The organism is Streptomyces sp. NPDC048192, assembly GCF_043202415.1.
Taxonomy (GTDB): domain Bacteria; phylum Actinomycetota; class Actinomycetes; order Streptomycetales; family Streptomycetaceae; genus Streptomyces.
On the sequence record NZ_JBIDAL010000001.1, the window covers coordinates 528093 to 553288 of the forward strand.

28 protein-coding genes are annotated in these 25196 nt (G+C 72.1%); 15 read left to right on the forward strand and 13 right to left on the reverse strand.

Annotated elements, in window-relative coordinates:
* Positions 1-3: 3 nt before the first annotated feature.
* Positions 4-480 (reverse strand): GreA/GreB family elongation factor, encoded by a 477-nt coding sequence (locus tag ACGFZN_RS02280; RefSeq protein WP_393856553.1) that lies wholly within the window; start codon positions 478-480, stop codon positions 4-6.
* Positions 481-672: 192 nt separating this feature from the next.
* Here ACGFZN_RS02280 and ACGFZN_RS02285 point away from each other — a divergent pair, with 192 nt between their 5' ends.
* Positions 673-750, forward strand: a complete 78-nt coding sequence (locus ACGFZN_RS02285; RefSeq protein ID WP_373305753.1) for a 50S ribosomal protein bL37 — start codon at positions 673-675, stop codon at positions 748-750.
* Positions 751-784: 34 nt separating this feature from the next.
* Here the strand turns inward: ACGFZN_RS02285 and ACGFZN_RS02290 are convergent, their stop codons facing one another.
* The 3 genes from ACGFZN_RS02290 to ACGFZN_RS02300 all read right to left on the reverse strand — a co-directional run bounded on the left by ACGFZN_RS02290 (position 785) and on the right by ACGFZN_RS02300 (position 2528).
* Complete coding sequence (locus tag ACGFZN_RS02290; RefSeq protein ID WP_393856554.1) at positions 785-1390, reverse strand: YdeI family protein; 606 nt, start codon at positions 1388-1390, stop codon at positions 785-787.
* 68 nt (positions 1391-1458) lie between these two features.
* Positions 1459-1851 (reverse strand): DUF2267 domain-containing protein, encoded by a 393-nt coding sequence (locus ACGFZN_RS02295; protein ID WP_393856555.1) that lies wholly within the window; start codon positions 1849-1851, stop codon positions 1459-1461.
* A gap of 86 nt (positions 1852-1937) precedes the next feature.
* Positions 1938-2528: a TetR/AcrR family transcriptional regulator gene (locus ACGFZN_RS02300; RefSeq protein ID WP_393856672.1), complete on the reverse strand. Its 591-nt coding sequence runs from the start codon at positions 2526-2528 to the stop codon at positions 1938-1940.
* 92 nt (positions 2529-2620) lie between these two features.
* Between ACGFZN_RS02300 and ACGFZN_RS02305 the strand changes: the two genes are divergently transcribed.
* Positions 2621-3466, forward strand: coding sequence for an NAD(P)H-binding protein (locus ACGFZN_RS02305; protein ID WP_393856556.1), 846 nt, complete (start codon positions 2621-2623; stop codon positions 3464-3466).
* Positions 3467-3713: 247 nt separating this feature from the next.
* On the opposite strand, the gene ACGFZN_RS02310 is transcribed toward ACGFZN_RS02305, so the two are convergent.
* Together ACGFZN_RS02310 and ACGFZN_RS02315 are read right to left on the reverse strand one after the other, a co-directional pair.
* Positions 3714-4463 carry an SDR family oxidoreductase gene (locus tag ACGFZN_RS02310; protein WP_393856557.1) on the reverse strand — a complete coding sequence of 250 codons (750 nt, stop codon included), beginning with the start codon at positions 4461-4463 and terminating at the stop codon, positions 3714-3716.
* A gap of 92 nt (positions 4464-4555) precedes the next feature.
* The gene (locus ACGFZN_RS02315; protein WP_393856558.1) at positions 4556-5158 is read right to left on the reverse strand and encodes a CGNR zinc finger domain-containing protein; all 603 of its coding nucleotides are present in this window, start codon (positions 5156-5158) and stop codon (positions 4556-4558) included.
* Between the two features lie 57 nt (positions 5159-5215).
* Here ACGFZN_RS02315 and ACGFZN_RS02320 point away from each other — a divergent pair, with 57 nt between their 5' ends.
* Positions 5216-6400 carry an MFS transporter gene (locus tag ACGFZN_RS02320; protein WP_393856673.1) on the forward strand — a complete coding sequence of 395 codons (1185 nt, stop codon included), beginning with the start codon at positions 5216-5218 and terminating at the stop codon, positions 6398-6400.
* Here the strand turns inward: ACGFZN_RS02320 and ACGFZN_RS02325 are convergent.
* A complete protein-coding gene (locus tag ACGFZN_RS02325; protein ID WP_393856559.1) occupies positions 6391-6915 on the reverse strand; it encodes a GNAT family N-acetyltransferase in 525 nt (174 codons plus the stop codon). The two genes, ACGFZN_RS02320 and ACGFZN_RS02325, sit on opposite strands and share 10 nt — an antisense overlap.
* Positions 6916-7004: 89 nt before the next feature.
* On the opposite strand from ACGFZN_RS02325, the gene ACGFZN_RS02330 reads away from it, so the two are divergent.
* Entirely contained in the window at positions 7005-7961 is a 957-nt protein-coding gene (locus ACGFZN_RS02330) for a hypothetical protein (protein WP_393856560.1), read from the forward strand.
* A gap of 125 nt (positions 7962-8086) precedes the next feature.
* Here the strand turns inward: ACGFZN_RS02330 and ACGFZN_RS02335 are convergent, their stop codons facing one another.
* The 5 genes from ACGFZN_RS02335 to ACGFZN_RS02355 all read right to left on the reverse strand — a co-directional run bounded on the left by ACGFZN_RS02335 (position 8087) and on the right by ACGFZN_RS02355 (position 12532).
* Positions 8087-8764 carry a hypothetical protein gene (locus ACGFZN_RS02335; protein ID WP_393856561.1) on the reverse strand — a complete coding sequence of 226 codons (678 nt, stop codon included), beginning with the start codon at positions 8762-8764 and terminating at the stop codon, positions 8087-8089.
* Between the two features lie 214 nt (positions 8765-8978).
* Entirely contained in the window at positions 8979-9944 is a 966-nt protein-coding gene (locus ACGFZN_RS02340) for a MerR family transcriptional regulator (RefSeq protein ID WP_393856562.1), read from the reverse strand.
* 144 nt (positions 9945-10088) lie between these two features.
* A complete protein-coding gene (locus ACGFZN_RS02345) occupies positions 10089-10889 on the reverse strand; it encodes a hypothetical protein (protein ID WP_393856563.1) in 801 nt (266 codons plus the stop codon).
* A 66-nt stretch (positions 10890-10955) separates the two neighbouring features.
* The gene (locus ACGFZN_RS02350) at positions 10956-11354 is read right to left on the reverse strand and encodes an ACT domain-containing protein (RefSeq protein WP_393856564.1); all 399 of its coding nucleotides are present in this window, start codon (positions 11352-11354) and stop codon (positions 10956-10958) included.
* Positions 11351-12532 (reverse strand): erythromycin esterase family protein, encoded by a 1182-nt coding sequence (locus tag ACGFZN_RS02355; protein WP_393856565.1) that lies wholly within the window; start codon positions 12530-12532, stop codon positions 11351-11353. The genes ACGFZN_RS02350 and ACGFZN_RS02355 overlap by 4 nt, the downstream gene beginning before the upstream one ends.
* 101 nt (positions 12533-12633) lie before the next feature.
* Between ACGFZN_RS02355 and ACGFZN_RS02360 the strand changes: the two genes are divergently transcribed.
* The gene (locus ACGFZN_RS02360) at positions 12634-13368 is read left to right on the forward strand and encodes a TioE family transcriptional regulator (protein WP_393856566.1); all 735 of its coding nucleotides are present in this window, start codon (positions 12634-12636) and stop codon (positions 13366-13368) included.
* Between the two features lie 56 nt (positions 13369-13424).
* On the opposite strand, the gene ACGFZN_RS02365 is transcribed toward ACGFZN_RS02360, so the two are convergent.
* Entirely contained in the window at positions 13425-14348 is a 924-nt protein-coding gene (locus tag ACGFZN_RS02365; RefSeq protein WP_393856674.1) for an SDR family oxidoreductase, read from the reverse strand.
* An 84-nt stretch (positions 14349-14432) separates the two neighbouring features.
* Here ACGFZN_RS02365 and ACGFZN_RS02370 point away from each other — a divergent pair, with 84 nt between their 5' ends.
* The 10 genes from ACGFZN_RS02370 (at position 14433) to ACGFZN_RS02415 (ending at position 25103) form a co-directional block, all read left to right on the forward strand.
* Positions 14433-14999: a TetR/AcrR family transcriptional regulator gene (locus ACGFZN_RS02370; RefSeq protein ID WP_393856567.1), complete on the forward strand. Its 567-nt coding sequence runs from the start codon at positions 14433-14435 to the stop codon at positions 14997-14999.
* Between the two features lie 86 nt (positions 15000-15085).
* Positions 15086-16744: a penicillin-binding transpeptidase domain-containing protein gene (locus ACGFZN_RS02375; protein ID WP_393856568.1), complete on the forward strand. Its 1659-nt coding sequence runs from the start codon at positions 15086-15088 to the stop codon at positions 16742-16744.
* A gap of 195 nt (positions 16745-16939) precedes the next feature.
* Positions 16940-17857: a TIGR03564 family F420-dependent LLM class oxidoreductase gene (locus tag ACGFZN_RS02380; RefSeq protein WP_393856569.1), complete on the forward strand. Its 918-nt coding sequence runs from the start codon at positions 16940-16942 to the stop codon at positions 17855-17857.
* Positions 17858-17945: 88 nt separating this feature from the next.
* Entirely contained in the window at positions 17946-19400 is a 1455-nt protein-coding gene (gene argG / locus ACGFZN_RS02385) for an argininosuccinate synthase (RefSeq protein WP_393856570.1), read from the forward strand.
* Between the two features lie 97 nt (positions 19401-19497).
* Positions 19498-20454 (forward strand): GlxA family transcriptional regulator, encoded by a 957-nt coding sequence (locus tag ACGFZN_RS02390; RefSeq protein WP_393856571.1) that lies wholly within the window; start codon positions 19498-19500, stop codon positions 20452-20454.
* 116 nt (positions 20455-20570) lie between these two features.
* Positions 20571-21569 carry a type I glyceraldehyde-3-phosphate dehydrogenase gene (gene gap / locus ACGFZN_RS02395; RefSeq protein WP_393856572.1) on the forward strand — a complete coding sequence of 333 codons (999 nt, stop codon included), beginning with the start codon at positions 20571-20573 and terminating at the stop codon, positions 21567-21569.
* A 127-nt stretch (positions 21570-21696) separates the two neighbouring features.
* Positions 21697-22773 carry a fatty acid desaturase family protein gene (locus ACGFZN_RS02400; protein ID WP_393856573.1) on the forward strand — a complete coding sequence of 359 codons (1077 nt, stop codon included), beginning with the start codon at positions 21697-21699 and terminating at the stop codon, positions 22771-22773.
* A gap of 137 nt (positions 22774-22910) precedes the next feature.
* Positions 22911-23075, forward strand: coding sequence for a 50S ribosomal protein L33 (rpmG, locus tag ACGFZN_RS02405; protein ID WP_330336149.1), 165 nt, complete (start codon positions 22911-22913; stop codon positions 23073-23075).
* 78 nt (positions 23076-23153) lie between these two features.
* The gene (gene ykgO, locus ACGFZN_RS02410) at positions 23154-23276 is read left to right on the forward strand and encodes a type B 50S ribosomal protein L36 (RefSeq protein ID WP_393856574.1); all 123 of its coding nucleotides are present in this window, start codon (positions 23154-23156) and stop codon (positions 23274-23276) included.
* 375 nt (positions 23277-23651) lie between these two features.
* Positions 23652-25103, forward strand: coding sequence for a purine-cytosine permease family protein (locus tag ACGFZN_RS02415; RefSeq protein ID WP_393856575.1), 1452 nt, complete (start codon positions 23652-23654; stop codon positions 25101-25103).
* Positions 25104-25196: the final 93 nt, after the last annotated feature.

Here is a 25196-nt window from a genome sequence, read left to right on the forward strand (position 1 = left end):
CCGTCATCCGTCCTGGCTCTGCTCCCCGATCGCCACCACGACCGCGCTCGACGGGCCGTCCGGTGTGTCGAAGCTGACCGAGTCGCCGGGGCGGTGTCCGAGCAGGGCACGGCCGAGCGGGCTGCCGGAGGTGACCAGGGTCTGGTCCATGGCCTCGGCGAGCTCGCCGATCTGGACCGTCTCCACCGAGCCGTCCGGGAAGCGGACGGTGACCGTGCTGCCCACCCCGACCACGTCGGTGGGGGCGGGCCCGGCCACGTCCGCCTGGCGCAGCCGATCGGTGATGGCCTCGATACGGCGGTCCAGGCGGTCCAGCTGAGTGGCGCGCTGCAACTGCTCGGCCTGGTCCGCCTGGTCGCCCACGTCCGTCCGGTCCCGCAGGGTTCCTGCGACGAGCCGGCGCTCGTCGCGCAGGTCGGCCAGCTCTTGCTCCAGCGCACTGCGGGCAGCGGCACTGATCGGCTGCGGGTCACCGGTCATTCCGGCTCCTCGGATTCAGGGGAGGAATCTTGATGAGACGGGCATTTTTCGCATCGTATCAACGGGGGTCCCCGGTCGTGCTCCCCGACGCCGGCGCGCGGGTGTTGGCTGCGGTGGAGGTTCACCAGGTCCGGATATACGGTGTTTGCAGTTGTTCTCGTACACCTCTCCCGCCCCGCCCAGGAGGTTTCCGTGTCCTCGAAGCGACGCCGGAAGAAGAAGTCCCGCCGCGGCCACGCGGCCAACCACGGCAAACGCCCTCAGTGCTGACCGCCCCTGCTCGCCGGGGCGGCAGCCGGCCCGGTCAGGGATACGGCTTCTCCCGCGCGGCGAGCATGGCGACGAACTTCTCGATGCGTGCGGTCCGGGTCTGCGGCCGCTTGGCGTCCTGGATCCGGTAGAGGATCGAGTACCGGTTACGGCTGTCCAGGGTGGCGAAGAAGTCCCGGGCCTCCGGCACGGCGTCCAGGGCGGCGCGCAGATCGTCGGGAACCACCGCCGTGCTCTGCGCCTCGTACGCCGCCTCCCAGCGGCCGTCCGCCTTGGCCTTCTCCACCTCCCGCAGGCCGGCGGGCCGCATCCGGCCCTGCTCCATGAGCTCGACGGCCTTCTGCCGGTTCACCCGGGACCATTTGCTGGCAGGCCTGCGCGGAGTGAAGCGCTGCAGCCAGTGCCGCTCGTCCAGCTTCTTCTTCTGCCCGTCGATCCAGCCGAAGCACAGCGCCGACTCCAGCGCTCCGGCGTAGTCGACACCGTCGATCCCCGAGTCCTTCTTCGGGATCTTCAGCCACACCGCCCGTACGTCGGCGTGGTGCTCCTCCAGCCACTTCTCCCACGCCTCCCGCGTGGGGAAGGCGAGGACCGGATCGGCCCCGCTCGCTGCTCCACCCGTTCGCGCGTCACCCAGCATGCGCCACATCAAAGCCCCACCGCCGGGGCGCGGTCAATCAGGCGGCGGCCGCCGGGGGAGGCGGTGTTTCAGTCGGCCAGCTCCGGCTTGCCGAACAGGGCCGCGTAGCTGGACGGGAGCTGGCTGATGACCTGGTTCAGTTCGCCTCCGCTGACGCTGTCGGCGACCGTGCTCAGCACCGCGCCCGAGTCCCACTGGGCCGTACGCGGCCTGCCTCCGGTGCGCTCGGCGACCCGCCGGTGGAACTCCTCGATGCCGAAGCTCTCCGGCCGCTCGTGCTTCGCCTCGGCCAGGCCGGGACCCAGCGGTCCGGGCAGCTGGGCGGCGAGGTCGTCGATCTCCCCGGGGCTGATCCGCTCCGCCAGCACGCTCAGGACGGCCTCCGTGACCTCGGCCGCCTCCGCCTGGCTGTGGTACTCACCGCGCTCGCGCACGCGGGCGAGGAACTCGTCGTACCTCATCACCGCCACCTCCGTGTCGGGCCTCCCGCTCCCAGTACCCAGCCCGCCGGGGGATGCACGGCTCATGTGGTCCTCGCGCGGGCGGGTCAGCGGTGTGCGCCGGCGGTCCCGAGGGAGTCGAGCCAGCGCAGCAGGCGGGCTCCTTCGCGGGTCATGACGTCGGGGTCGCGCAGGGCGTTGGCCAGGAGTGACATGCCCTGGTAGGCGCAGACGAGGGTGAGGGCCAGCCCGTCCGGGTCGGGGGCGCCCAGCTCGCGGAACTGGCGTCCGGCCCAGTCCAGCAGCCGCCGGATCACCGCGCCCGCCTCGGCGTCGAGGACTCCGTCGGCGCGTTTGTCGAGTTCGACGGCCAGGGTGCCGGTGGGGCAACCGTGGCGTGCGGCGACGTCGCGCTGGTCGACCCAGGCTTCGACCAGCGCCTTCAGCCGGTCCCGCGGATCGTCCAACTGCTCCAGGCGCTCGGTGAGTTCGTCCAGGTGCGCGCTGTGCTCGGACAGTGCGGCCCGGACCAGCTCGTCCTTGGTCTTGAAGTAGTAGTAGACGTTCCCGACCGGGACGTCGGCCTCGCGGGCGATGTCGGCGAGGGTGGTGCGTTCGACGCCCTGCTCGTGCAGAACCCGCGCCGCGGCGGCCGTGAGCCGCCGGCGCTTCTGCGACGCCTGAGCGCGCCGATCCACTGAGTTGGTCACCCAACTGACTATAGACAGCCGCCGGTGGAGCCGTGCTACGGTCTACTCAGTCAGTCAACTAACTAACAAAGGGGAACGCGATGATCACGGTGACGGGGGCCACGGGCAACATCGGACGGACGCTGGTCGACCTGCTGAGCGCGGCGGGCGAGGAGGTCGTGGCCGTGTCCCGGCAGCCCCGTACCGCCGGCACCGCGGCCGGTGTCCGATGGGCTCACGCCGACGTCGGGCAGGCCGCGAGCCTGCGCCCCGCCCTGGAAGGCGCCCGCGCGCTGTTCCTCGTGCTGGGCGGCGAACTCAACCACCGGGGCGAGAGCCCGACCGCCCTGCTGGACGCGGCGGCACAGGCCGGGGTCGAGCGGACCGTGCTTGTGTCCTCACAGGTCAGCGCCACCCGCCCCGACGCGCCCTCGCACGCCCGGCTGCGGGAGTTCGAGGCCGCCGTGCGCGCCTGGGGCCGGGACTTCACCATCCTGCGGCCCTCCGGGTTCGCCTCCAACGCCTTCGCGTGGGCGGAGACGGTCCGCGCCGAGCGCACGGTCTTCGCGCCGTTCGGCGACGTGGCGCTGCCCGTCGTCGACCCGGCGGACATCGCCGCGGTCGCCGCGGCCGCCCTGCGCGAGGACGGCCACGCCGGCCGGGTGTACGAGCTGACCGGCCCCGAGCCGATCAGTCCGCGCGGGCAGGCCGCGGACATCTCCAAGGCCCTGGGCGAGGACGTGACCTTCGCGGAGCTGTCCCGCGCCGACGCCCAGGCCCGTATGGCGCGGTTCATGCCGGAGCAGGTCGTTGCCGGCACGCTCGACCTCCTGGGGGCCCCGCTCCCGGCCGAGCAGCGGGTCAGCCCCGACGTGGAGACGGTCCTCGGCCGCCCGGCCGGCCCCTTCGCCGACTGGGTCACCCGCAACCTTCCGGCGTTCCGCTAACGGTCTTCGCCCGGGTACGCCCCTGCCCGGACACCACCGGGTCACCCGCCCGGCACGGACCCCGGCGCCCGGGCCCTTCGCCTTCTCGCTGCCGCGTGCCTGCGCCGCCCGCGCGAGAGCAGGAGGACGACGGTCATGGCTGCCCCACGGAACATGCGCCGACCCGGTGTACGCCGCGACGGACCGCGGCGTTCCCGGCCCGGCCCGTCGGGGCGCACCGTCCCCGTGCACGGCGCGCCCCGCTCGGTCAGGCCGTGTACCCGCCGTCCACCGCGAGTTCGGCGCCCGTCACGTACACGGCGTCGGGTCCCGCCAGATAGGCCACGGCGGACGCCACTTCCTCGGCCGTGCCGAAGCGGCCGAGGGAGGTCATGGCCGCCTGGGCGTCCGCGAACGGGCCGTCCACCGGGTTCATGTCGGTGTCGGTCGGGCCCGGATGCACGACGTTCGCCGTGATCCCCCGCCCGCCCAGCTCGCGGGCCAGCGCCTTCGTGAGTCCGACGACGGCCGACTTGCTCATCGCGTACAGGGTGCTGCCCGGGCCCGGCGTGTGATGGGTCGTACAGCTCCCGACGGTGATGATCCGGCCGCCTGATGCCATGAGTGCGGCGGCGGCCTGGGCGGCCAGGAACATGCCGCGGATGTTCACCGCGATCAGCCGGTCCACGTCGTCGAGCGACAGGCTCTCCACCGGACGCAGCAGCCCGACGGCCGCGTTGTTCACCAGCACGTCCAGGCCGCCGAACGCCTCGGCCGCGCGGCCCACCGCGCCGGCCGCCTCCTGCGCGTCCCCGGCGTCGGCGCGCAGGGCCACCGCCCGCCGCCCCAGGGCCTCGACGGCCCGCACCACGTCCTCCGCCGCCTCCTTGCCGTGCACATACGTCACCGCCACGTCCGCGCCCTCGCGCGCCAGGCGCAGTGCCGCCGCCGCACCGATGCCGCGGCTGCCGCCGGTCACCAGGGCCTTCTTGCCGTCAAGCGTTGTGTGTGAAGTCATGCCTCCATCCCAACGGCGGGGCACGGGGAACACCGGCGGTGAACGGACGTCGACCTGGCGTGCGCCCGTGTGAGCGCCCCGGCCCGGGCCCGTCACGCGTGCGAGGACACCCCGGCCGAGCCGGCGCGGGCACGGCGGTGGGCCGCGACGCGTTCGCGGGTCGCGCACCGCCGTGAGCAGTAGCGGCGTTCCGGGCCGGGGCCCTGGGTGATGAAGACGTTCCGGCAGGCGGCGGACGCACAGGTTCTGCCCGGCGGGAGCTGGCGGTCCCAGACGAGCACGGTGAGGGCCAGGCAGGACGAGGCGAGGAACCACTCGCCCCAGGGGGCGTCGTCGTCGCGGTCGAGATGGGGATGCCAGGGCGTGCCGCCGCCGTGCGAGGTGAGGCGGAGCCGCCCGGTGTGCGCGCCCAGCAGGCGGTTGAGGGCGACGGCGGCCTCGTCGGCGTCCTGCGCGGCGAAGACCTCCCGCAGCCGCATCGCCGCCTCGCGCATCTCCGTGACATCACGGGTGGTCAGGTCCACGGGGCCCGCCTCGCCGTACGCGCGGAGCACGTCCGCCACCCGGCCCGGATCCGGGCGTTCTTCGGTGAGGGCGTTGACCAGGGCGGCGGTGCGGCGGGCCATGGCCAGCACGGAATGCCGGGTGGACCAGTCGGCGTCGTTGCTGCGGGACACCCGCGCACTGTAACGCATATTGTGGAGTTTTGAGTTACCTGCGTAACGTCCTGGCCCGTGACGAGGCGTTACGCGATGGGGTGCTATTTCGCGGGGGCCGTGGTCGCCCGCGTCGGTGACGAGATGTCGGGGCCGGCGCTGCTGCTGGCGGGCTACGCCGTGGCCGGTTCGGCGGCCCGGGCGTCGGCGCTGCTGGCGGGCATCACGGCCGCCGCGGCGGTGGGCGGCCCGGTGCTCGGAGCGGTGCTCGACCGGCGTCGGCGCCCCGGGCGGCTGCTGGCCGCGGCGCTCGCCCTCTATGCCGGCGGACTGGTGTCGGTCCTGGTGGGGCTGGGCCGGCTTCCGTTCACCGTGACCGTCGTCATCGCCGTGCTGACCGGACTGCTGGGCCCGGCGCTGTCCGGCGGCTGGACGGGGCAGTTGCCCCGGGTCGCGGCCGGGGACAGGCTGCCTCGGGCCAACGCTTTCGACGCCATGACGTTCGGCCTGGCGAGCCTGACCGGACCGGTCCTCGCCGGTGGCCTGGCCGAGACGCTCGGGGCCTCGACCGCCGTCGTGGTGTCGGCGGCGCTGATCGGCTCGGCCGCGCCCGCCGCCTGGACCCTGCCGGCCCGCCGCCCGCAGGAGCGGCGGGCACGGCAGGGTCCGCTGATCGGCGACCTGGCCGCAGGGGCGCGGGTCATCGTGCGCAATCCCCGGCTGGTGCGGGCGACCCTGACCTCGGTGGTGTGCTGCGCCGCACAGGGCATGCTGACGGCCTGTCTCCCGCTCCTGGGCGAACGCGCCCTGGGCGCAGCCGGACGCGGCACGCTGCTGCTGTCGTGCACGGCCGTCTCCGCGCTCGCGGCCAACGCCGTGCTGGCACGTTTTCCGCGGTCCGTCGCCCCCGACACGATCATCCGGGCCGGAGCGCTCGTCCAGGCCGGCGCCTTCGCGCTGGCGGCGACGGCCCGTCCGGCCGCGCTCGTCCTGGCCCTGCTGCTGGCCGGGATCGGCGAAGGACCGCAGCTCACCGCCCTGTTCGCGGTACGGCACCGGGAGGCCCCGGACGGCCTGCGCGGCCAGATCTTCACCACCGGCGCCAGCTTGAAGATCACCGCCTTCGCCGCGGGCGCGGCGCTCGCGGGCCCGCTCGCCGGCTGGTCACTCCCCGGCGCCCTGGTCACGGCGGCGGGGGTGGCCGCCATTGCGCCGCTCGCCTTCCTCGCCGTACCGGACGCTCGCCTTCCCCGCCGTACCCGGACCCCCGGTCACCCCTGACCGGCGGCCGGCGTTCCGGCAGCGGCGGTGACATCTGCGAGGGAGCGGACGTAGGTCAGACCGGGGCGGCCGGACAGCGTCGTCTCGCCGACGACCGTGAACCCGCAGCGCGTCAGTACGGCACGCGAGGCCGCGTTGTCGGCCCTGGCCGCGGCTCGCAGCACCCGCAGCCCGTAACCGCGGGCGGCACGGACGCAGATCTCCCGCACGGCCCACGTGGCGAGTCCCCGGCCCGCGGCGCGCTCGGCGATCCGGTACCCGAGATCCGCGCCGCCGTCCGCGACGTCCACGAGATTGATCCGTCCCAGCACCTCGCCCCCGGTGCCGACCACCACGTGGAAATAGCAGGCCCCGGTCTCCTGCTCGGCGAGCAGGGCGCGGTGCCGCTCGTCGAAACGGGCGAAGTAGTCATCGCCCCGGTCCGGGACGGACGCCGCGAAATAGGCCCTGTTCTCCGTTTCGAAGGCGAGCAGCGCGGGAGCATGAGCCGGGCGGAGCAGCTGTATCTCGGGCATGACAGGGAATATAGGCAAGTTGTACGTGTAAACCATAACGATCTCGGTCCAGCCCTTGTGCGCCCGCCGATTCCCTCTAGCCTCCGGGCATGGCATTTCTCTCCAGCCGCCGCAGAAGGGCCCGCCTCGCTCCTGAGCTGGACGACCAGGATCTGGGCAAGCTGCTGAAGTCCCTTGTGGCGACCACCAGGACCGGCACCATCGCGACCACCGAGCTGTGCGTGGCGCAGATGTCCCGCCTCCTGGAACAGGATCCGGGCGACTGGGACCGCCGCACGCACCGCCTGGACGTCCTGGCCGGATACCTCGTCGGATCGCACTTGCCGCGCTCCTGGGCCACCCGTGAGCCCGGCAACGCGGACGCGCTCGTGCTGCAGGCCTGGACCCAGGTCGCCCAGGCCCGTGCCCAGGGGCGTCTGGAGGACCCCGCCGGCACCGTCGAGATGTGTCTGCGCGCCGCCGAACTCGCCCCCGAAGACCCCACCCCCTGGGTGGCCCTCCTCGCCCTGTCGCGTCTGGAACGCCGCCCGCAGTCCGAGGTCTTCGCGGTGTGGAACGAGGTGCTCGCGCGCGACCGCTGGAACCGCGAGGCCTATCTGAACATGCTGTCCTACCTCAGCCCGGACGAGGGGGGCTCGCGCATCCAGGTGCTGGAGTTCGTGGACACCCTGCGCGCCCGTGTGCCCGCCAACGCGCCCTGTGTGGGCACCGAACTCACCGCCCAGGTCGACCAGTACCACTCCATCCTCGACCGGGGCGGAGTCGAGGCACTGGTCGCGCGCAACCACTGGTCCCACGTCACCGCCGCGCAGGCCCTCGACCGGGCGGCGCACTCCTGGATCCAGCCGGGGTTCCTCCGCCATGCCAAGGCACTCGCCGACCTCAACCTCCTCGCCTACGCGTTGGTGGCCGCGGACCGGCGCGCCGAGGCGCGGTCCGTGTTCGAGGTGATCGGCGGCGTGGTCACGGCCTGGCCGTGGCAGGCCGGCGGCGATCCGGTGACCGAGTTCGAGACGACGCGCCAGAAGGCCACCGCCGGGACCTGAGCGGCGGCACCGTCACCCTGACGGTCCGTCAATCAGTCCCGGAAGGCGGAGGGAAGGCCACAGGATCGCCCCGTCCGGAACCCCGTGGCACTCGGTGCTGCGGGACGGGGCGATGCGGCCACGGCTCATCCGGCGGCGTCGGCCGGGGACTTCTCCGTGTTCTCCTGCGCCTGCTCGGAGGTGTTGGCGAGGGTGTAGAAGACGGACGAGCCCTGCTTGGTGCGCTGGGCGCTGTTGCGGGCCACCAGGTTCTCCAGAGTGGTGCGGATGACCTTGGTCTGGATCTCCCGGTCGGGATGCGCCTTGCCCAGCGCCTCGGCGACCTCCGCCGCGGACCGGGGCTCCTGCTGGTCGGCGAGATGGCGGCGGACGAGCTCGATGAGGGTGGGCTGAGCCGCCTGACCCGACGCGTTCTTCGCGGACGCCTTCTTCGGCGCCGCCTTCTTCGCCGCGGGCTTCTTGGCGGGCTGCTTCGTACGCTCGGCCGGCTGGGGGGCCGACTTCTTCGGCGTGCGTCGCGGACCGGTGGCGGTGGTGGACTTCTTGCGCGGAGCCGGTACGACCGCCCCCTCGGCCGGAGCCGCCGCGCCCACCGGAGCCGCCGAGGCCGCCGAGACGCCGAGGGCCTGCCGCATGTTCACCAGGATGGTCTGGTCGTGCTGCAGCCCGGCCAACTGCTCCTGCAGCGCCTGGATTTCCGCGGTGATGCGTTCCTGTTCCTTGATGTTGTGCTCGAGGTCGTTGGTCACCTGGCTGACGTACTGCGAGGCCAATTCGGTGACGGGTGTGGTGGGTTCAGGCATCTGTGGCTCCAATCGTGACACGGGCGCGCTCCGCTGCCTGCTGTCGCGGCGAGCACGGAGCGGAAGTCGTCCTGCGGGTCCCCCGACACATGGATGATACGGATGGTCCGGCGGTTTTCACTGAGTGAATCCTGTGCGTGGCGCGCAGGTGTGCCGTTCCTCCGCCCGGCCGCTGCCATGTGCCGCCCGTCCCCGGCGGCACGCGCGTGAACCCCTACAGGGGTGAAATCGGGTTCCTGCGAAGCCAGTTCAGAACCTGCTCGGCATGCTCGTTCGGCGGGAAGACGGGATAGAAGACATGCTCGACCACACCGGCGCGGAGGATGAGCGTGAGGCGCTTGAACAGCCGCATCCCGTCGACCTCGAACGTGGGCAGACCGAGCGCGTCCGCCAGTTCGAGTGCCGGGTCGGAGAGCATGTCGAAGGGCAGCCCGAGACGCTCCACCACCTCGTGCTGGTAGTCGGTGTCCTGGCTGGACAGCCCGTAGACGCGGCCGGCGCCGGCTTCCAGGAGGTCGTGGAAGTGGTCGCGGAAGCCGCATGACTCGGGGGTGCAACCACGGGCTCCGGGGATGGAGTTCCAGCCTTCGGGCAGGTCGGTGCCGGGGCGGCCGGTGAGCGGGTAGACGTAGACGACCGTGCGGCGGGGGCCGAGGGTGTCCAGGCGCACCCTGCGGCCCGCCGTGTCGAGCAGCGTGAGGCTCGGCGTCCTCGTGCCGGGAAGGTGGTTTGCCGCGCCGTCGTCCTCCGGCACGGGCAGGTTGGCGGGCAGCGTCAGAGGATCCATGTCTCCGGCACCGTTCTCGGTGGGCGGTGGGACCCGGCTGCCCCGGTGGGCGGCGGCGTTCAGACTGGCGATCAGGGTCGCGCGGCGGGCCGTCAGCGCCTCGATGCGCCCGGTCAGCTCGTCGATGGCCTCGCGGTAACCCGCGAGGGAGGCGGGGCAGTCGTCCGCGTGTGCGCGTCCCGCCGCCAGGCATTCGAGGAAGGGGCGGGTGCGTTCGACCGGGATGCCGAGCCGGTGGAGCGTCCTGATCTCCCGCACGAGGCGTACGTCGTCCTCGCCGTAGTCCCGGTAGCCGTTGGCGAGACGTGCGGGCGTGATCAGCCCCAGCGACTCGTAGTACCGCACGGCCTTCGTCGTCACACCGGCCAGACCCGCCAGCTCACCGATCCTCATTCCGATCACCTCGGCCACCACGCTAAACCCTGTCCACGGGGGCAAGGTCAAGGTGTGCGGGGCGACGGGACGACGGCCGTGGGCGCGCGGGAACACCGGAGGCGCCGTAGGTGACCCGGGCCTGTGCGTCGGCCGGATGCGCCGTCACAAGTGCGCTTCTTCCGGTGGTGAGGCGGCCGAGTCCAGGATGCGGGTGCGGAGCCGACCCGTGTCCAGGGCACGTGTGTTCGGGACGGTCTCGTTCCACACCCGGGCTGTCCTGTTCACCGCGTCGGCGACGGCCTCGCGCAGCCGCCGGTGGAACATCAGCAGGCCCAGCGCGGCCACGGGGCGCAGGATCGAGCGGCCCCGCAGCGACACGACGAGGCGCACCTCCCAGTGGTCCTCGTCGTGCGGCCGGGGCACCGCCCGCAGCCTCGCCGTGCCGAAGCGGTGCTCCAGGCGCGCCTCGAACGGCGCACCGGAGAACCGCCGGCCCGCGGCCGCCTTCCACCACGCCCGAAAGTCGGCACGCGCCTCGCCGTGCGCCTGCCGGAGGGCCGGCCAACGGCCCGCGGCCCGAAGCGATCCGCGCAGTTCGACGGCGGCAGGGCGCCCCGCGCCGCGCAGTGCGCCCTCCACGGCCGTGACCGTCTCCTCGTCCCCGAGGACGAGTTCCAGCCGCGCCGCCGGCTCGCTCCCCGAGCGCCGTACGACGAACCGCACCTGCTCGCGCGGCACACGCCCCGCGTCCTCGGAGTCGCCCGCTGCCTCATAGGTCGCGCCCGGCGCGAGATGCTCGCCCTTCACCAGCCGCACGCCGGGCACGGGACGCCCGTCGGGAAGCAGCACCCGGCCGCCCTCGCAGCGGGTGCCGCTCACCACGTCCTGGACCACGGCGAGAGCTCGTTCGAACCAGGGACGGGGCACGGAGGCGACGATCACCGAGTGGCTGATGCGGGTCATCGCTCCACGATGGCCCCGGACCGCGTGCACGGGTAGGGGTACGACGCCGCGCACACGGCGGCGCGCTCAGGTCGGCCCCTGCGCCAGTCGCCGCAGCACCTCCACGGCGTGCTCGGCGTCCTCGTAGGGCACGAAGAGGTGGTCGTGGTGGAAGCCGGCGACGACGTTGCAGCTCAGGCCGGCGTCGGCGAGGGCGCGGGAGACCGCGGCGGTCAGTCCCACGGCGGCGAGCGCCGAGTGGACCCGCAAGGTGATCCAGCCGGCCACATAGTCGTACGCCATACCCGCCCCGTCCGCCTCCGCCTGCGGCACGACGAGCGTCAGCCCCTCCTGTTCGGCCACCGTCACCACCGGGCTGACACCGGAGGGCACGCCGCCCTCCGCCGTGGTGAAGACATAGCGGCCCGGATTCAGCTCCGGGCGCAGGTCACGCAGCAGTCTCTGCAGATCGGTCTCACCGGTCACGGACCCACACTACGGTCGGCACGGCCGCTGGCCGGGGAGGCGGGCGGTGAGGCTTCGCCGATGTGCAGGACGGCGTCCACCGCATCGAGTGTCGCCCGGTCGAGCGGGAAGTAGGCCTGCTCGGGACGCGTGTCCGTGCGGGTGCGGGCGCTCGGGAGAGCGGTGGCCGCCGCCAGACCCCAGGTGCTGATACGGCTCTGGAGCAGGCCCTCGTACGTGTCAGGGGCGGGATCCTTCAGCCCCAGGACCTCGCTGCGGCCCAGGCGGCCGGCGACGCAGACGTACCGTGAGCCCAGGAGCGCGCCCACGATGGCACCGGCGCCGGACCACTCGACGGCCAGGTCTCCCTCGCCCCAGATGCTCGGGCTTCGCTTCACATGGTGGTTGTGCGCGAAGACCAGCGTCGCTCCGCGTTTTTCCTCGACGCCGCGGATCTCGAGGAGGTTCTGGGCCATGAGCGCGTCCCGGACGGCTGCCAGACCGGCGATCCGGACGCTCCGCTCGAGCGGCCGGGCCGACTGCCGGTGGTAGCGCAACAGGCCCAGGCCGGCGGTGAGATGGATCCTCGCCCTGACCCACTCGTCGCGCGAGGTCGCCGCGATCAGCTGCGGGGCGTGTGCGTAGAGCGTGATGAGCATGTCGTCGGCGATCGACCGCAGCCGCTCGGCCTCGGGCGTGGCGCCGGGTGACATGGCGGCGTCCAGGACGGCCTCCGGCCGGCTCCATCGGGCGTCGTCGCCGGTGAGGCCTGCGATGTCGAGCTGGAGACCCAGATAGTCGCGGGCGTGTTCCAGAAAGGTCCGGGGGCCCGGTGCGCTCATGGTCTCCATCGGCGCGTCGAAACCGTGGAAGGCGAGCCGCTCCTCCGGCGGCCGGTGCCGGTTGTACTCGCGCATCCAGCCGACCAGCCGCCGGTTGGCCTCCTGGTCCCCGAAGCCGTGCGAGAAGCCCGCGCGCATGACCGCGTCGAGGCTGCCGGCTCCGCCCTGGACGTAGTCGTCGACGGCCAGCGCCGCCACGCGGTCGGTCTCCAGGGCGATCGACCGGAATCCGCAGTCGGTCAGCCGGGGGAGCAGTGCGTTCCTGATCCGCCCGAAGGCCGGTTCCCGGTGAGTCGGCTCGCCCAGCGCCAGCAGGTCGCACGAGGGGGTCACGAAGTCTCGGATGTCCTGACTCATGGGCCTCAAGCGTATCCTTGAAAGGACGGTTGAGACTTGGGAAGCTACAGTGGCCGGATAAGCAGCACACGCGGCCGGCAGCGGCGACAAAGTCTCAACCGGTGATCTCCTTGCGACCGACCGACCTCGCGCGCGAGCACGGCATCTCGACCCAGGCCGTGCGCAACTACGAGCAGCACGGATTCATCCCGCCCGCCGAGCGCACCCGCAGCGGCTACCGGATCTACACCGAGGTGCACGCCGCCGCGCTCCGGGCTTACCTCTCGCTCGTACCGGCGTACGGATACGCGACGGCCGGCCGGATCATGAACGCGTTGCACCGCGACGCACTCGACGACGCCCTGACGCTCATCGACCGCGGTCACGGTCAGCTGCTCCGCGACCGGGACACCCTCGCCGCGGTACGCACAGCGGTGACGCACCTGACGGCGGAATCAGCGCCCGCGCCCTCTGCCACCCGCGACACCGGCACCCGTACGGTCGGCGAACTCGCCCGCCAACTCGGCGTGACCCCAGCCACGTTGCGCAACTGGGAGGACGCCGGCATCCTCACCCCGGCCCGGGATCCGGCGACCGGACACCGGGTCTTCCGCGCCGACGACGTCCGTGACGCCGAACTCGCGCACCTCCTGCGACGCGGAGGCCATCCGCTCGGACACATCGCCACCGTGATCGGCCGGATCCGTACGGCCGGCGGCACGGACGTACTCGCCGCGTCCCTGGAGACCTGGCAGCGCAAGCTCACGGCACGGGGCCTGGCCATGCTGCACGCGGCCACCCGCCTGCACGCCTACCTGTCCCACCTCGGCACCGAACGTCACACCGACGGTCCCTGAAACGAAGGGGGAGGGGCGCACGTACGGCGTCCGGCGGGGGACGCGGCCAGCCCCCGTCAGGCGGCGTCGGCCGGGGTGCGGAAGTAGTGCCCCTTCTCGAGGTCCTCGAGGAGTCCCGGGTGGGCCGGCTTCCAGTCCAGCAGTTCGCGGGTCTGCGTGCTGGACGCCGGGAAGTCGAGGCCGACGAAGGGGGCCAGCCAGCCGAAGTGTTCGGGCGCGTTCTCCGGCGCCACGGAGACCACCGGCACGTCGAGGTGCCGGCCGATCACCTCGGCGACCTCCCGGATCGCGACGCCCTCCTCCGCGACCCCGTGCAGCACGGAACCGGCCGGGGCCCGCTCGACGGCGAGGCGGAACAGGTGCGCGGCGTCGAGGCGGTGCACGGCGGGCCAGCGGTTGGCGCCGTCGCCGACGTAACCGGAGGCGCCCCTGGCGCGGGCCGTGGCGACCAGCGCGGCCATGAATCCGTTGTCCCCGTCGCCGTGGCAGGTCGGCGAGAGCCGGACCACGCAGGAACGGACACCGCTCTCGGCGAACGACAGCACCTCCTGCGACGTCGCGGCGCGGATGGAGAAGTGCGAGCCGTCCACCGTGGGCATGTCCCGCTCGGTCGCCGTTCGCCCGGGCGCGAGGCCGGCCACACCGGAGGCCAGGACGAAGGGACGGTCGGTGCCGGCCAGCGCGGCGCCGAAGGCGTCGACGGCGCGGCGGTCGGCCTCGGCGGCGCCCTTGAAGTCGCCGCTGAAGGCGATGTCGTGCTTGAAGGCGAGGTGGACCACCCCGTCCGACGCGGCGGCCGTGTCCCGCAGCAGGTCGAGATCGTCGACGCTACCGCGCACGGGCTCGGCGCCCGCCGCGACGAGCGCGGCGGCGGAGGCCTCGGAGCGGGCGAGCCCGACGACCTGGTGGCCGGCGTCGATGAGCTCGGGTACGAGGGCGGATCCGATCCAGCCGGAGGCGCCGGTGACGAAGATGCGCATGGAAGACCCCAGACAGTCGATGTCAGTGACTGACATAGACGCTACACCTGATGTCAGTCGCTGTCATCCCGGTAGGATCGCCGCATGGGTAGATGGCAGCCGGACGCGCGCGGACGCTTGGCGAAGGCCGCACTGGAGCTGTACGCGGAGCACGGGTACGAGCAGACGACCGTCGCCGAGATCGCCAAGCGGGCCGGGCTCACGGAGCGCACGTTCTTCCGGCACTACGCCGACAAGCGGGAGGTGCTCTTCTCCGGCTCCGCCGAACTGGAGGCGCTCATCGTGCGGACGGTCGCCGAGGCCCCGCCCTCCGCCGCGCCGCTCGACGCGCTGGCCGCCGGACTGGACACCGTGGCCGAGGTGTTCACCGACCGGCGTGAGCACGCGCGCCGGCGGCATGCCGTGATCACGGCGCACGCGGAACTCCGGGAGCGGGAGCTGATCAAACTCGCGTCGATGGCGTCCGCGCTCGCCGGCACCCTGCGCGGGCGCGGCGTCGCCGAGCCCGCCGCGAGCCTGGCCGCCGAGGCGGGGGTCGCCGTGTTCAAGATCGCCTTCGAACGGTGGATCGCGCCGGACGAGGAACGCCCGATGCGGCAGCTGATCCGGGAGTCGCTGACCGAACTGAAGGCCGTGGCCTCGGAGTCGTAACTTCTCTGCAGCCTTACTTGACGTTCCGGTAACGATCCACCGGAGATCAGCACGGGCTTACATGGAACGTACATACGATCCGTCGCATGAACAGAGCTGTGAAGATCGGCCTCGCCGGTACCTGCACCGCGCTGCTCGCCCTCGGGGGGATCGCTACCTACAACATCGTGCACGGCCTGACCTCGGGCTCTGCGGATGGCGGAGACTCCCAGGACGCGCGCGTTTTCGACTCGTCGGCCGTGTCGAGCACGCCGCCCTCGGATGCCGAGGCGGTGAAGCGAGCCCGTGCCTTCCTGGACGACTGGTCCCGGCAGCACCTGGACGGCGCGGCCGGCGACACCGACGTACCTTCCACCGCGTCCCAGGCGCTGCGGGCGTACGCCGACGGACTGCACCTGAAGAAGCTGTCGTTCACCCACCTCGTGTCCGTGGGTCCCTCCTCGGTGACGCCGGGCGCCACCAAGGTCACCTTCGACGTCACCGCTCAGGTCGCGGGCGGCACCTGGAGCTACCCGAGCGCGGTGGCCGTGCTGAAGAGCACCAACGGCCGCTCGGCGGTCCACTGGAACAACTCGGTGCTCTACCCGGGCCTGGGCGACGACCAGTCGCTGACCGCGGGCACGCTGCCGTCCGACGCCACCCCCGCGAAGGTCGTCGCGAGCGACGGCAGGACCGATCTGTCCGGCTTCGCCTCACTCAAGGACATCGCGGCCACGATCGGCAAGAACGCCAGGCCCACGGGCGGCAAGCCCGGCACGGGCGTGGCCGTCGTCGACGGCAGCGGGACCGGTGTGAAGATGCTGAAGGTCTTCGTCAAGGGCCGCCCCGCGGTGGTGCGGACGACCATCGACGCCGGCCTGCAGACGGTGGCCGAGCGGGCGGTCAACGACGCCCACCTGCAGCAGAAGCCCGCCGGGACCGTCGCGCTCGACTGGCGCAACGGTCACATCCTCGCGATCGCACACTCCGGCGACGACGGTGACATCGCCATCAACGGCATCAAGTCGCCCGGCTCCACGATGAAGATCATCACCTCGGCGGCCCTCTTCGACAAGGCCGGCCTCACGCCGGACAGCCCGGCACCCTGCACCGACTCGCTGACGGCCAACAGTCAGCTGTTCCACAACGACTCCGGAGTGCGGGCCAACCCCGGCTCCTCCCTGGCGCAGGCGTTCACGGTGTCGTGCAACACCTCCTTCATCAAGGACGGCTTCCACTACCTGGTGAACAACGGCGACGCCTCCGCCCTGCACGAGGAGGCGGCGAGCGTCTTCGGCATGGGCAGCTGGTCCATCGGCGGCGGGGTCGCCACCACCGACCCGAGCATCCCGCCGGACGTTCACGGCGGCGACCAGGCGGCCCAGTTCATCGGACAGGGCAAGGTCACGGCCACGCCGCTGTTCATGGCGTCCGTGGCGGCCACCGTCCGCGGCGCCGGGTTCAAGCAGCCTGTCATCCTGCCGGGGCAGCACCAGCAGACGGCGTCCCGGCCCATCTCGCCCCGCACGGCCGGGTATCTGCAGTCGATGATGCGCAACGTCGCCACCAGCGGCACGGCGGCTCCGCGCCTCGGCGGGCTGGCCGGCGTGGGTGCCAAGACCGGCACCGCGGAGGAGGGCGACCACACCAACGGCTGGCTGACCGCCTACAACGCGCGCGTCTCGGTCGCGGCGCTCGTCGAGGGAGGCAGCTCCGGCGTGGACTCCGCGGGCTACGTCGTACGACGCCTGCTGACCGGCAGCTGACCCCGGATTCCTCGGTGCGCGCCGGCGGGCGTCCTCGTCCCGCCGGCCCGCCCGGCGACCGGGGCGGGGTGAAGCCGTCGTAGCCCTCGGCGCCGAAGCGTCGGACGGCCGTCAAGGGCTGCTGCGGGGCGACGCGTTGGAACCTGTCCCTGCGAAGGCGGAATGCCGGTGGCGGGTCTGCCGGTTGGCCCTTGCATGACCATCGGTGTAGCGCTCCATCACCAGGACCCGATCGACACCGTCGTGGATCTCGCCCGCGAGGCCCACGAGGCCGGACTGCGCTCGGCGTGGTTCGGGCAGACCTTCTCCTACGACTCCCCGATGCTGGCTGCGATCGTCGGCCGAGACGTGCCCGGCCTCCAGGTCGGCACCGCCGCGATCCCCGTGTTCGGACGGCACCCCCTGATCGTCGCCGGGCAGGCCCAGACGGCCCAGGCCGCCACCGCCGGCCGGTACCAGCTCGGGCTCGCGCTCGGCACCAAGCACCTCACCGAGACCGGCTTCGGGATCCCGTACGAACGCCCCGTCGCCCGGCTCCGCGAGTTCCTCACCGCCCTGCGCCCCCTGCTGGAGACCGGCAGCGCGGACTTCCACGGCGAGTTGCTGACCGCCACCACCCCGCTGCCCGCGTCCGTACCGGGCGACCAGCCGCCGGTGCCGGTCCTCGTCGCCGCCATGGGACCGCAGGCGCTGCGCGTGTCGGGCGAGCTGGCCGACGGCATCCTTCCGCTGCTGGCGGGACCGCGCGCCCTGGCCGACCACATCGTGCCCGCCGTCACGGCGGCGGCCGAGGCGGCGGGCCGGCCGGCGCCGCGGATCGTCGCCTTCGTGCCCGGCGTCGTCACCGCCGAGGTGGAGGCGGTGCGACAGGCCGCGACCGAGACGCTCTCCTTCTACGAGAGGTTCCCCTCCTACCAGCGTGTGATCGAGCTGTCCGGTGGCACCCGGGCCGCCGACGTCGCCGTCATCGGCGACGAGGAGACCGTCGCCGCCGAGGTGCGCCGCTACCGGGAGGCGGGGGCGACGGAGGTGGTGTTCACGGCGACCGACCTGGGCGGCGCCGCGGACCGGCGCCGCACCTGGAAACTGCTCGGCGAGCTGGCGGCCGGCTGAGCGGTCCGGTCTCGGGACGGCACCCCCGGCTCACCCGGTGGTGGACCCGGGCTATGCATGGACATGCGTAATGATGCATACTCTTCCTATGTCCAAGGTCCTCACTTCCCTTCCGGTCGGCGAGCGCGTCGGCATCGCCTTCTCCGGCGGCCTCGACACCTCGGTCGCCGTCGCGTGGATGCGCGACAAGGGCGCCGTCCCGTGCACCTACACCGCCGACATCGGCCAGTACGACGAGCCCGACATCGCCTCGGTCCCGGGCCGTGCGAAGACCTACGGCGCCGAGGTCGCGCGCCTGGTCGACTGCCGTGCCGCCCTCGTCGAGGAGGGCCTGGCCGCGCTGACCTGCGGCGCGTTCCACATCCGCTCCGGCGGCCGGGCGTACTTCAACACCACGCCGCTGGGCCGCGCCGTCACCGGCACCCTGCTGGTGCGGGCGATGCTCGAGGACGACGTCCAGATCTGGGGCGACGGCTCCACCTTCAAGGGCAACGACATCGAGCGGTTCTACCGCTACGGCCTGCTCGCCAACCCGAACCTGCGGATCTACAAGCCCTGGCTCGACGCGAACTTCGTGACCGAGCTGGGCGGCCGCAAGGAGATGTCGGAGTGGCTGGTCGCCCACGGCCTGCCCTACCGCGACAGCACCGAGAAGGCCTACTCCACCGACGCCAACATCTGGGGCGCCACCCACGAGGCCAAGACCCTGGAGCACCTGGACACCGGCATCGAGACCGTCGAGCCCATCATGGGCGTGCGGTTCTGGGACCCCGAGGTCGAGATCGCCGCCGAGGACGTGACCATCGGCTTCGAGCAGGGCCGGCCCGTGACGATCAACGGCAAGGAGTTTGCCACCGCCGTCGACCTGGTGATGGAGGCCAACGCCATCGGCGGCCGCCACGGCCTGGGCATGTCGGACCAGATCGAGAACCGGATCATCGAGGCCAAGAGCCGCGGCATCTACGAGGCGCCCGGCATGGCGCTGCTGCACGCCGCCTACGAGCGCCTGGTCAACGCGATCCACAACGAGGACACCCTCGCCCAGTACCACAACGAGGGCCGGCGCCTGGGCCGCCTCATGTACGAGGGCCGCTGGCTGGACCCTCAGGCCCTGATGATCCGCGAGTCGCTCCAGCGCTGGGTCGGCGCCGCGATCACCGGCGAGGTGACCCTGCGGCTGCGGCGCGGTGAGGACTACTCCATCCTCGACACCACGGGTCCGGCCTTCAGCTACCACCCGGACAAGCTGTCCATGGAGCGCACCGAGGACTCGGCCTTCGGCCCGGTCGACCGCATCGGCCAGCTCACCATGCGCAACCTCGACATCGCCGACTCCCGCGCGAAGCTCGAGCAGTACGTCGGCCTCGGCCTGATCGGCACCGGCAGCCCCACCATCGGCGCCTCCCAGGCGGCCGCGACCGGCCTGATCGGCACCATGCCGGAGCTTCCGGAGGGCGGCGCCGAGGCCATCGCCTCCCGCGGCGAGGTCTCCGAGGAGGACGCCGCGCTGGACCGCGCCGCGATGGAGTCCGGCACCGACTGATCCCGCCCAGCACCCGTACACCCTTGGACAGCGGGCCCCGCCGGTACACCGCCGGCGGGGCCCGTCGTCGTACCGTCCCCCTCGTACGCTGGGCCCTATGCCGTCCCCCCGTCTGCGACGCGTCGCCGTCCTGGTGCTCGAAGGCGCCAAGCCGCTCGACGTCGGCATCCCCGCGCAGGTGTTCACGACCCGCGCGAGCATGCCGTACGAGGTGCGCGTGTGCGGGGCGGCGCCCGGACTCGTGACGGGCGGCGACGGACTGTCCTACCACGTCGCCCACGGCCTCGACGCGCTCGCCTGGGCGGACATCGCGTTCATCCCCGGCTACCGGTTCCCGGACCGCGAGGACCCGCCGCCGCCCGTCGTCGAGGCGCTGCTCGCCGCCCACGCCCGGGGCACCCGGCTCGCCGCCATCTCCACCGGGGCGTTCGCCCTCGCGGCCACGGGCCTGCTCGACGGCAGACGCGCGACGACCCACTGGCACTACTCCCGGGCCCTCGCCGCGAAGCACCCGCTGATCAGGGTCGACGAGGACGTCCTCTTCGTCGACGAGGGCAGCGTGCTGACCTCGGCCGGCGCCGCCTCCGGCATCGATCTGTGCCTGCACATCCTGCGCAAGGACCTCGGGGTAGCCGTGTCCAACCACGCGGCGCGCCGCCTGGTGGCCGCGCCCTATCGCAGCGGAGGCCAGGCCCAGTACGTGCCGCGCAGCGTGCCCGAGCCGATCGGCGAACGCTTCGCCGCCACGCGCGAGTGGGCCCTGCACCACCTCGGCGAGCCGCTCACCCTCACGGTGCTCGCCCGGCACGCCGCGGTATCGCCGCGCACGCTCTCCCGGCGCTTCGTCGAGGACACCGGATACACCCCGATGCAGTGGGTGATGCGCGCCCGCATCGACCTGGCCCGGGAACTCCTCGAACGCTCCGAGCGCAGCATCGAGCAGATCGCCGCCGACGTCGGACTCGGCACCGGCACCAACCTGCGGACCCACTTCCAGCGGATCCTCGGCACCACCCCGAGCGAGTACCGGCGCACCTTCACCCAGGGCGAGTAGCCCTGGCGCGATCCTTGCGAACCATGGCGCTCCAGACACGGTCACGAATGGAGCCGCCACGCGACGCTGAGGGGGAGCCGAAGGAACCGTGGGATCCGAAGGGACGATCACCGCTCATGACTCGCATCGCCATCAATGGATTCGGCCGCATCGGACGCAACGTCCTGCGCGCCCTGCTCGAACGCGGCAGCGACCTCGAGGTCGTCGCCGTGAACGACCTCACCGAACCCGCCACCCTCGCACGGCTGCTCGCGTTCGACACCACGGCCGGCCGGCTCGGGCGCCCCGTGACCGCGGACGGGGACGCCCTCGTCGTCGACGGCCGCCGCATCACCGTCCTCGCCGAACGCGAGCCGGGCCGGCTGCCCTGGGCCGACCTCGGCGTGGACATCGTCCTCGAGGCGACCGGCCGCTTCACCTCGGCCAAGGCCGCCCGCGCACACCTCGACGCAGGCGCACGGAAGGTGCTCGTGAGCGCGCCCTCCGACGGAGCCGACGTCACGCTCGCGTACGGCGTCAACACCGACGCGTACGACCCCGACCTGCACACCATCGTCTCCAACGCCTCCTGCACGACCAACGCGCTCGCACCGCTGGCCGCCGTGCTGGACGAACTCGCCGGCATCGAGCACGGGTTCATGACGACCGTGCACGCCTACACCCAGGAGCAGAACCTCCAGGACGGCCCGCACCGCGACGCCCGGCGCGCCCGCGCCGCCGCCGTCAACATCGTGCCGACCACCACCGGCGCGGCGAAGGCCATCGGTCTCGTGCTCCCGAACCTCGACGGCAAGCTGTCCGGCGACTCGATCCGCGTGCCGGTGCCGGTCGGCTCCATCGTGGAACTCAACACGACCGTCGCGCGCGACGTCACCCGCGACGACGTCCTGGCCGCCTACCGTGCCGCGGCCGAGGGCCCGCTCGCCGGCGTCCTGGAGTACTCGGAGGACCCGCTGGTGTCCTCCGACATCACCGGCAACCCGGCCTCCTCGGTCTTCGACTCGGCCCTCACCCGCGTCGACGGCCGGCACATCAAGGTGGTCGCCTGGTACGACAACGAGTGGGGCTTCTCCAACCGCGTGATCGACACCCTCGAACTCCTCGCCCGGAACTGACCGGGAAAAGCGCAGGTCGGAGGCCGGCAGTGGTGACAGCACCCCGCGCCGCCGTAGGGGAAGCCCCCGGCACGTCCGGTGACTGACCGGCTGTCACGGCCGGAGTGGCGCGCCGAGACTCGACGGCATGACCCTTTCCACACATGCCCCGGCCACCGCCGGGGCGCCGGCCGACCCTTCCCGCACGTCCGGCCCCACAGCCGGCAGCGACTTCGCCCGGCTGTCCCGGCGCGTCGCCGAAGCGGGACTGATGAAGCGGCGCCCCGGCTACTACACCGCACGGCTCACCCTGGTGAGCGCGCTGCTGGCGGCCGGCTGGGGCGCCTTCCTCGCCCTGGGCGACACCTGGTGGCAGCTGGCGGTGGCCGCCTTCCTGGCCTTCATGTTCGGGCAGGTCGCCCTCGTGGCCCACGATCTGGCACACCGTCAGGTGTTCCGGCGCGGCCGGCCGAGCGAGACATGGGGCCGGCTGTTCGGCAACCTCGGCATCGGCATGAGCTACGGCTGGTGGATGAACAAGCACACCCGCCACCACGCCAACCCCAACCACGAGGACCTCGACCCGGACGTCGCTCCGGACATCCTGGTGTGGTCCACCGGCCAGGCCGCCGAGAGCAGCGGCCTCGCCCGGCTCATCGGCGGCCACCAGGCATTGCTGTTCTTCCCGCTGCTCACCCTGGAGGGCTTCAACCTGCACGTGGCGAGCCTGCGGGCGCTGCGCTCGCCCTCCATGAAGCACCGGGCCCTGGAAGCCGGCCTGCTCCTCCTGCACCTCGCGGCGTACACGTCCGCGCTGTTCCTGGTGCTCTCGCCCGGCAAGGCGGTCGCGTTCCTCGCCGTGCACCAGTGCCTCTTCGGCGTCTACCTCGGCTGCACGTTCGCCCCGAACCACAAGGGCATGCCGACCTTCACCGGTGACGAGCGGCCCGACTTCCTGCGCCGCCAGGTCCTCACCTCCCGCAACGTCCGCGGCGGACGGCTCACCGACGTCCTGCTGGGCGGGCTCAACCACCAGATCGAGCACCACCTCTTCCCGAGCATGCCCACGCCCCATCTGCGTCGGGCCCGGGTCATCGTCCGCGCGTACTGTGCGGAGATCGGCGTGCCGTACCACGAGACCGGGCTGATCCAGTCCTACCGGGAGGCCCTCACCCACCTGCACCGGGTCGGAGAGCCGATCAGGCGGCAGCGCAGGAGCGCCTGACGACGGCCCCGGACGTCCTCGCGCGGAGCGGAGGCGCGGTCACCGGCACCCGCGGGAATGCCGGAGCCGCCGCCGGCGTTGTGACGATCGCTGACATGCTCGGGCCAATTCCGGGGTGTCGGTGAAGGGAGATCCTCATGGCACGCAGCACCGTGCGTCCCGTCGTCAGGCTGAAGTCGACGGCCGGGACCGGCGTCACCTACGTGACGCGCAAGAACCGTCAGAACGACCCCGACCGGCTCGTCCTGCGCAAGTACGACCCCGTCGCCGGCCGGCACGTCGCGTTCCGCGAGGAACGCTGACCCACGCCGCCGGCCCCTCCCCCCATCCTGGTCCGCGGCCGACCGCCGTGTGCCTCCGAGTACGAGGAGAACCCAGCCATGAAAGCACGCGCGTCCCTGCGCTCGCTGAAGTCCAAGCCCGGCGCCCAGGTGGTGCGCCGCCGCGGTGTGGTCTTCGTCGTGAACAAGAAGAACCCGCGCTTCAAGGCGCGCCAGGGCTGACCGAGGCCTGCGAGGGCTGACCGAGACCGGCCCCGAGAAGACATGGACCCGGACCTGCCCCGAACGGGGGTGGGCCGGGTCCACGCGTTTCCGGAGCGGTGTCGGGATAGACCTCCACGTGCGCCGCGGCGGGGTGGGCCAAGCCCACCGCGCTTCCGGCCGGTACCGGCCCGGCTGCCGCACGCGACCGTTCATCGCAGACGGTGACCGCCGGGGGCATGGGCGGGAGCGTCGTGCGGGCGGCGTCCGCCACCGCCGTACATCGCCTTCCGAGGTCCCTCGTCCGGGGGTCACTGCTCATGTCACCCCCCTCGTCACCAGGGTCCCCACGGATCACAATGTGTCCCAGAGACACACCGGCCGCCGGGAGGCGTCATGAGCACACCAGCCGAGTCACGGGTGTCCGGGCTCGAGGTCCGGTCCATCGACTACGTCCCCCTCGACGAGCGGCACGGCAAGCTCTGGCATCTGGGCCCGCTGTGGTTCATGTCCAACGCGCAGATCGCCACCCTGGCCGTGGGCCTGATCAGCATCACCGAGGGCGGCAACCTCATCTGGTCGCTGCTGGCCATCGTCGCCGGTACCGTCATCGGCACCTTCTTCATGGCCTTCCACTCGGCACAGGGACCCCAGCTGGGCCTGCCGCAGATGATCCAGTCGCGGCCCCAGTTCGGTTACGTCGGCGCGCTGCTGGTGTGGCTCTTCGCGTATGTGCAGTACGCGGGGTTCAACGTCTTCAACAGCATCCTCGCCGCCGACTCCCTGCACACCACCCTGCACGGCAGCGTCCACCTGTGGGTCGTGATCGTCACCGTGGTCGCGCTCGTCATCGCGCTGGTGGGCTACGACATCATCCACCAGGCCGAGCGCGTGCTGACCTACACCTTCCTCGTCATCTTCGGCGTCTTCACCGTCGGCGTCCTCGTCACCCTGCACTACCCGGCCGGCTCCTTCGACCTCGGCGCCTTCAAGTGGACGCCCTTCCTCGCACAGTTCGGCGTGGTCGCCGGCTACCAGATCAGCTGGGCCATCTACGTCTCGGACTACTCCCGCTACCTCCCGCCGGACGTGACGGTCCGCAAGACCTTCTACTGGACGTACTTCGGCTCCGCCCTCGGCGGCATCTGGCTCATGGTCCTCGGCTCGCTGCTCGCCGCCTGGGCCGGCAAGGACTTCGACACCATCAAGTCGATCAACGCCGCCGGAGACAAGGTGTTCGACGGCTTCGGCGCGATCGTGCTGCTCTTCGCCGCCCTGGGCCTGGTGTCCGTCACCGCGCTGAACTTGTACGGCGGTTCGCTGACGCTCATCAGCGCCATCGACTCGTTCAAACGGGTGCGCCCGACCCTGGGCGTGCGACTGCTGACGATCGGCCTGACGGCGGCGCTCTCGCTGATCGGCGCACTGGCCGCCACCGCCAACTTCCTGACGAACTTCAACAACTTCCTGCTGCTGGTGCTCTACCTGTTCATTCCGTGGACCGCGGTGAACCTCATGGACTACTACGTGGTGCGCCGCGGGCACTACGCCATCGCGGAGATCTTCAACCCGCGCGGCATCTACGGCCGCTGGGGCTGGCACGGCATCATCGCCTACCTGGCCGGCTTCGCCGCGATGATCCCCTTCTTCTCCGTCGGCACCCTGTACGTCGGCCCCGCCGCCAAGGCGCTGGGCGGAGCCGACATCTCCCTGTTCATCGGCCTTCCGGTCGCCGCGCTGCTGTACTGGTGGCTGACCCGCTCGATCGACGTCGCGGCCGAGACACGCATCGCCCAGGCGGAGGCGCAGGCCCTGGAGCAGGCGGCACACGAACACCGCGAACCCTGAAGCGTACGCGGGCCCCTCCCGCGCTCAGGGGCTCGCATGCGCCGCTCCGCTCAGGGAGCCGTCCACGGCGCCGGTCCGACAAAGGACGGCGCC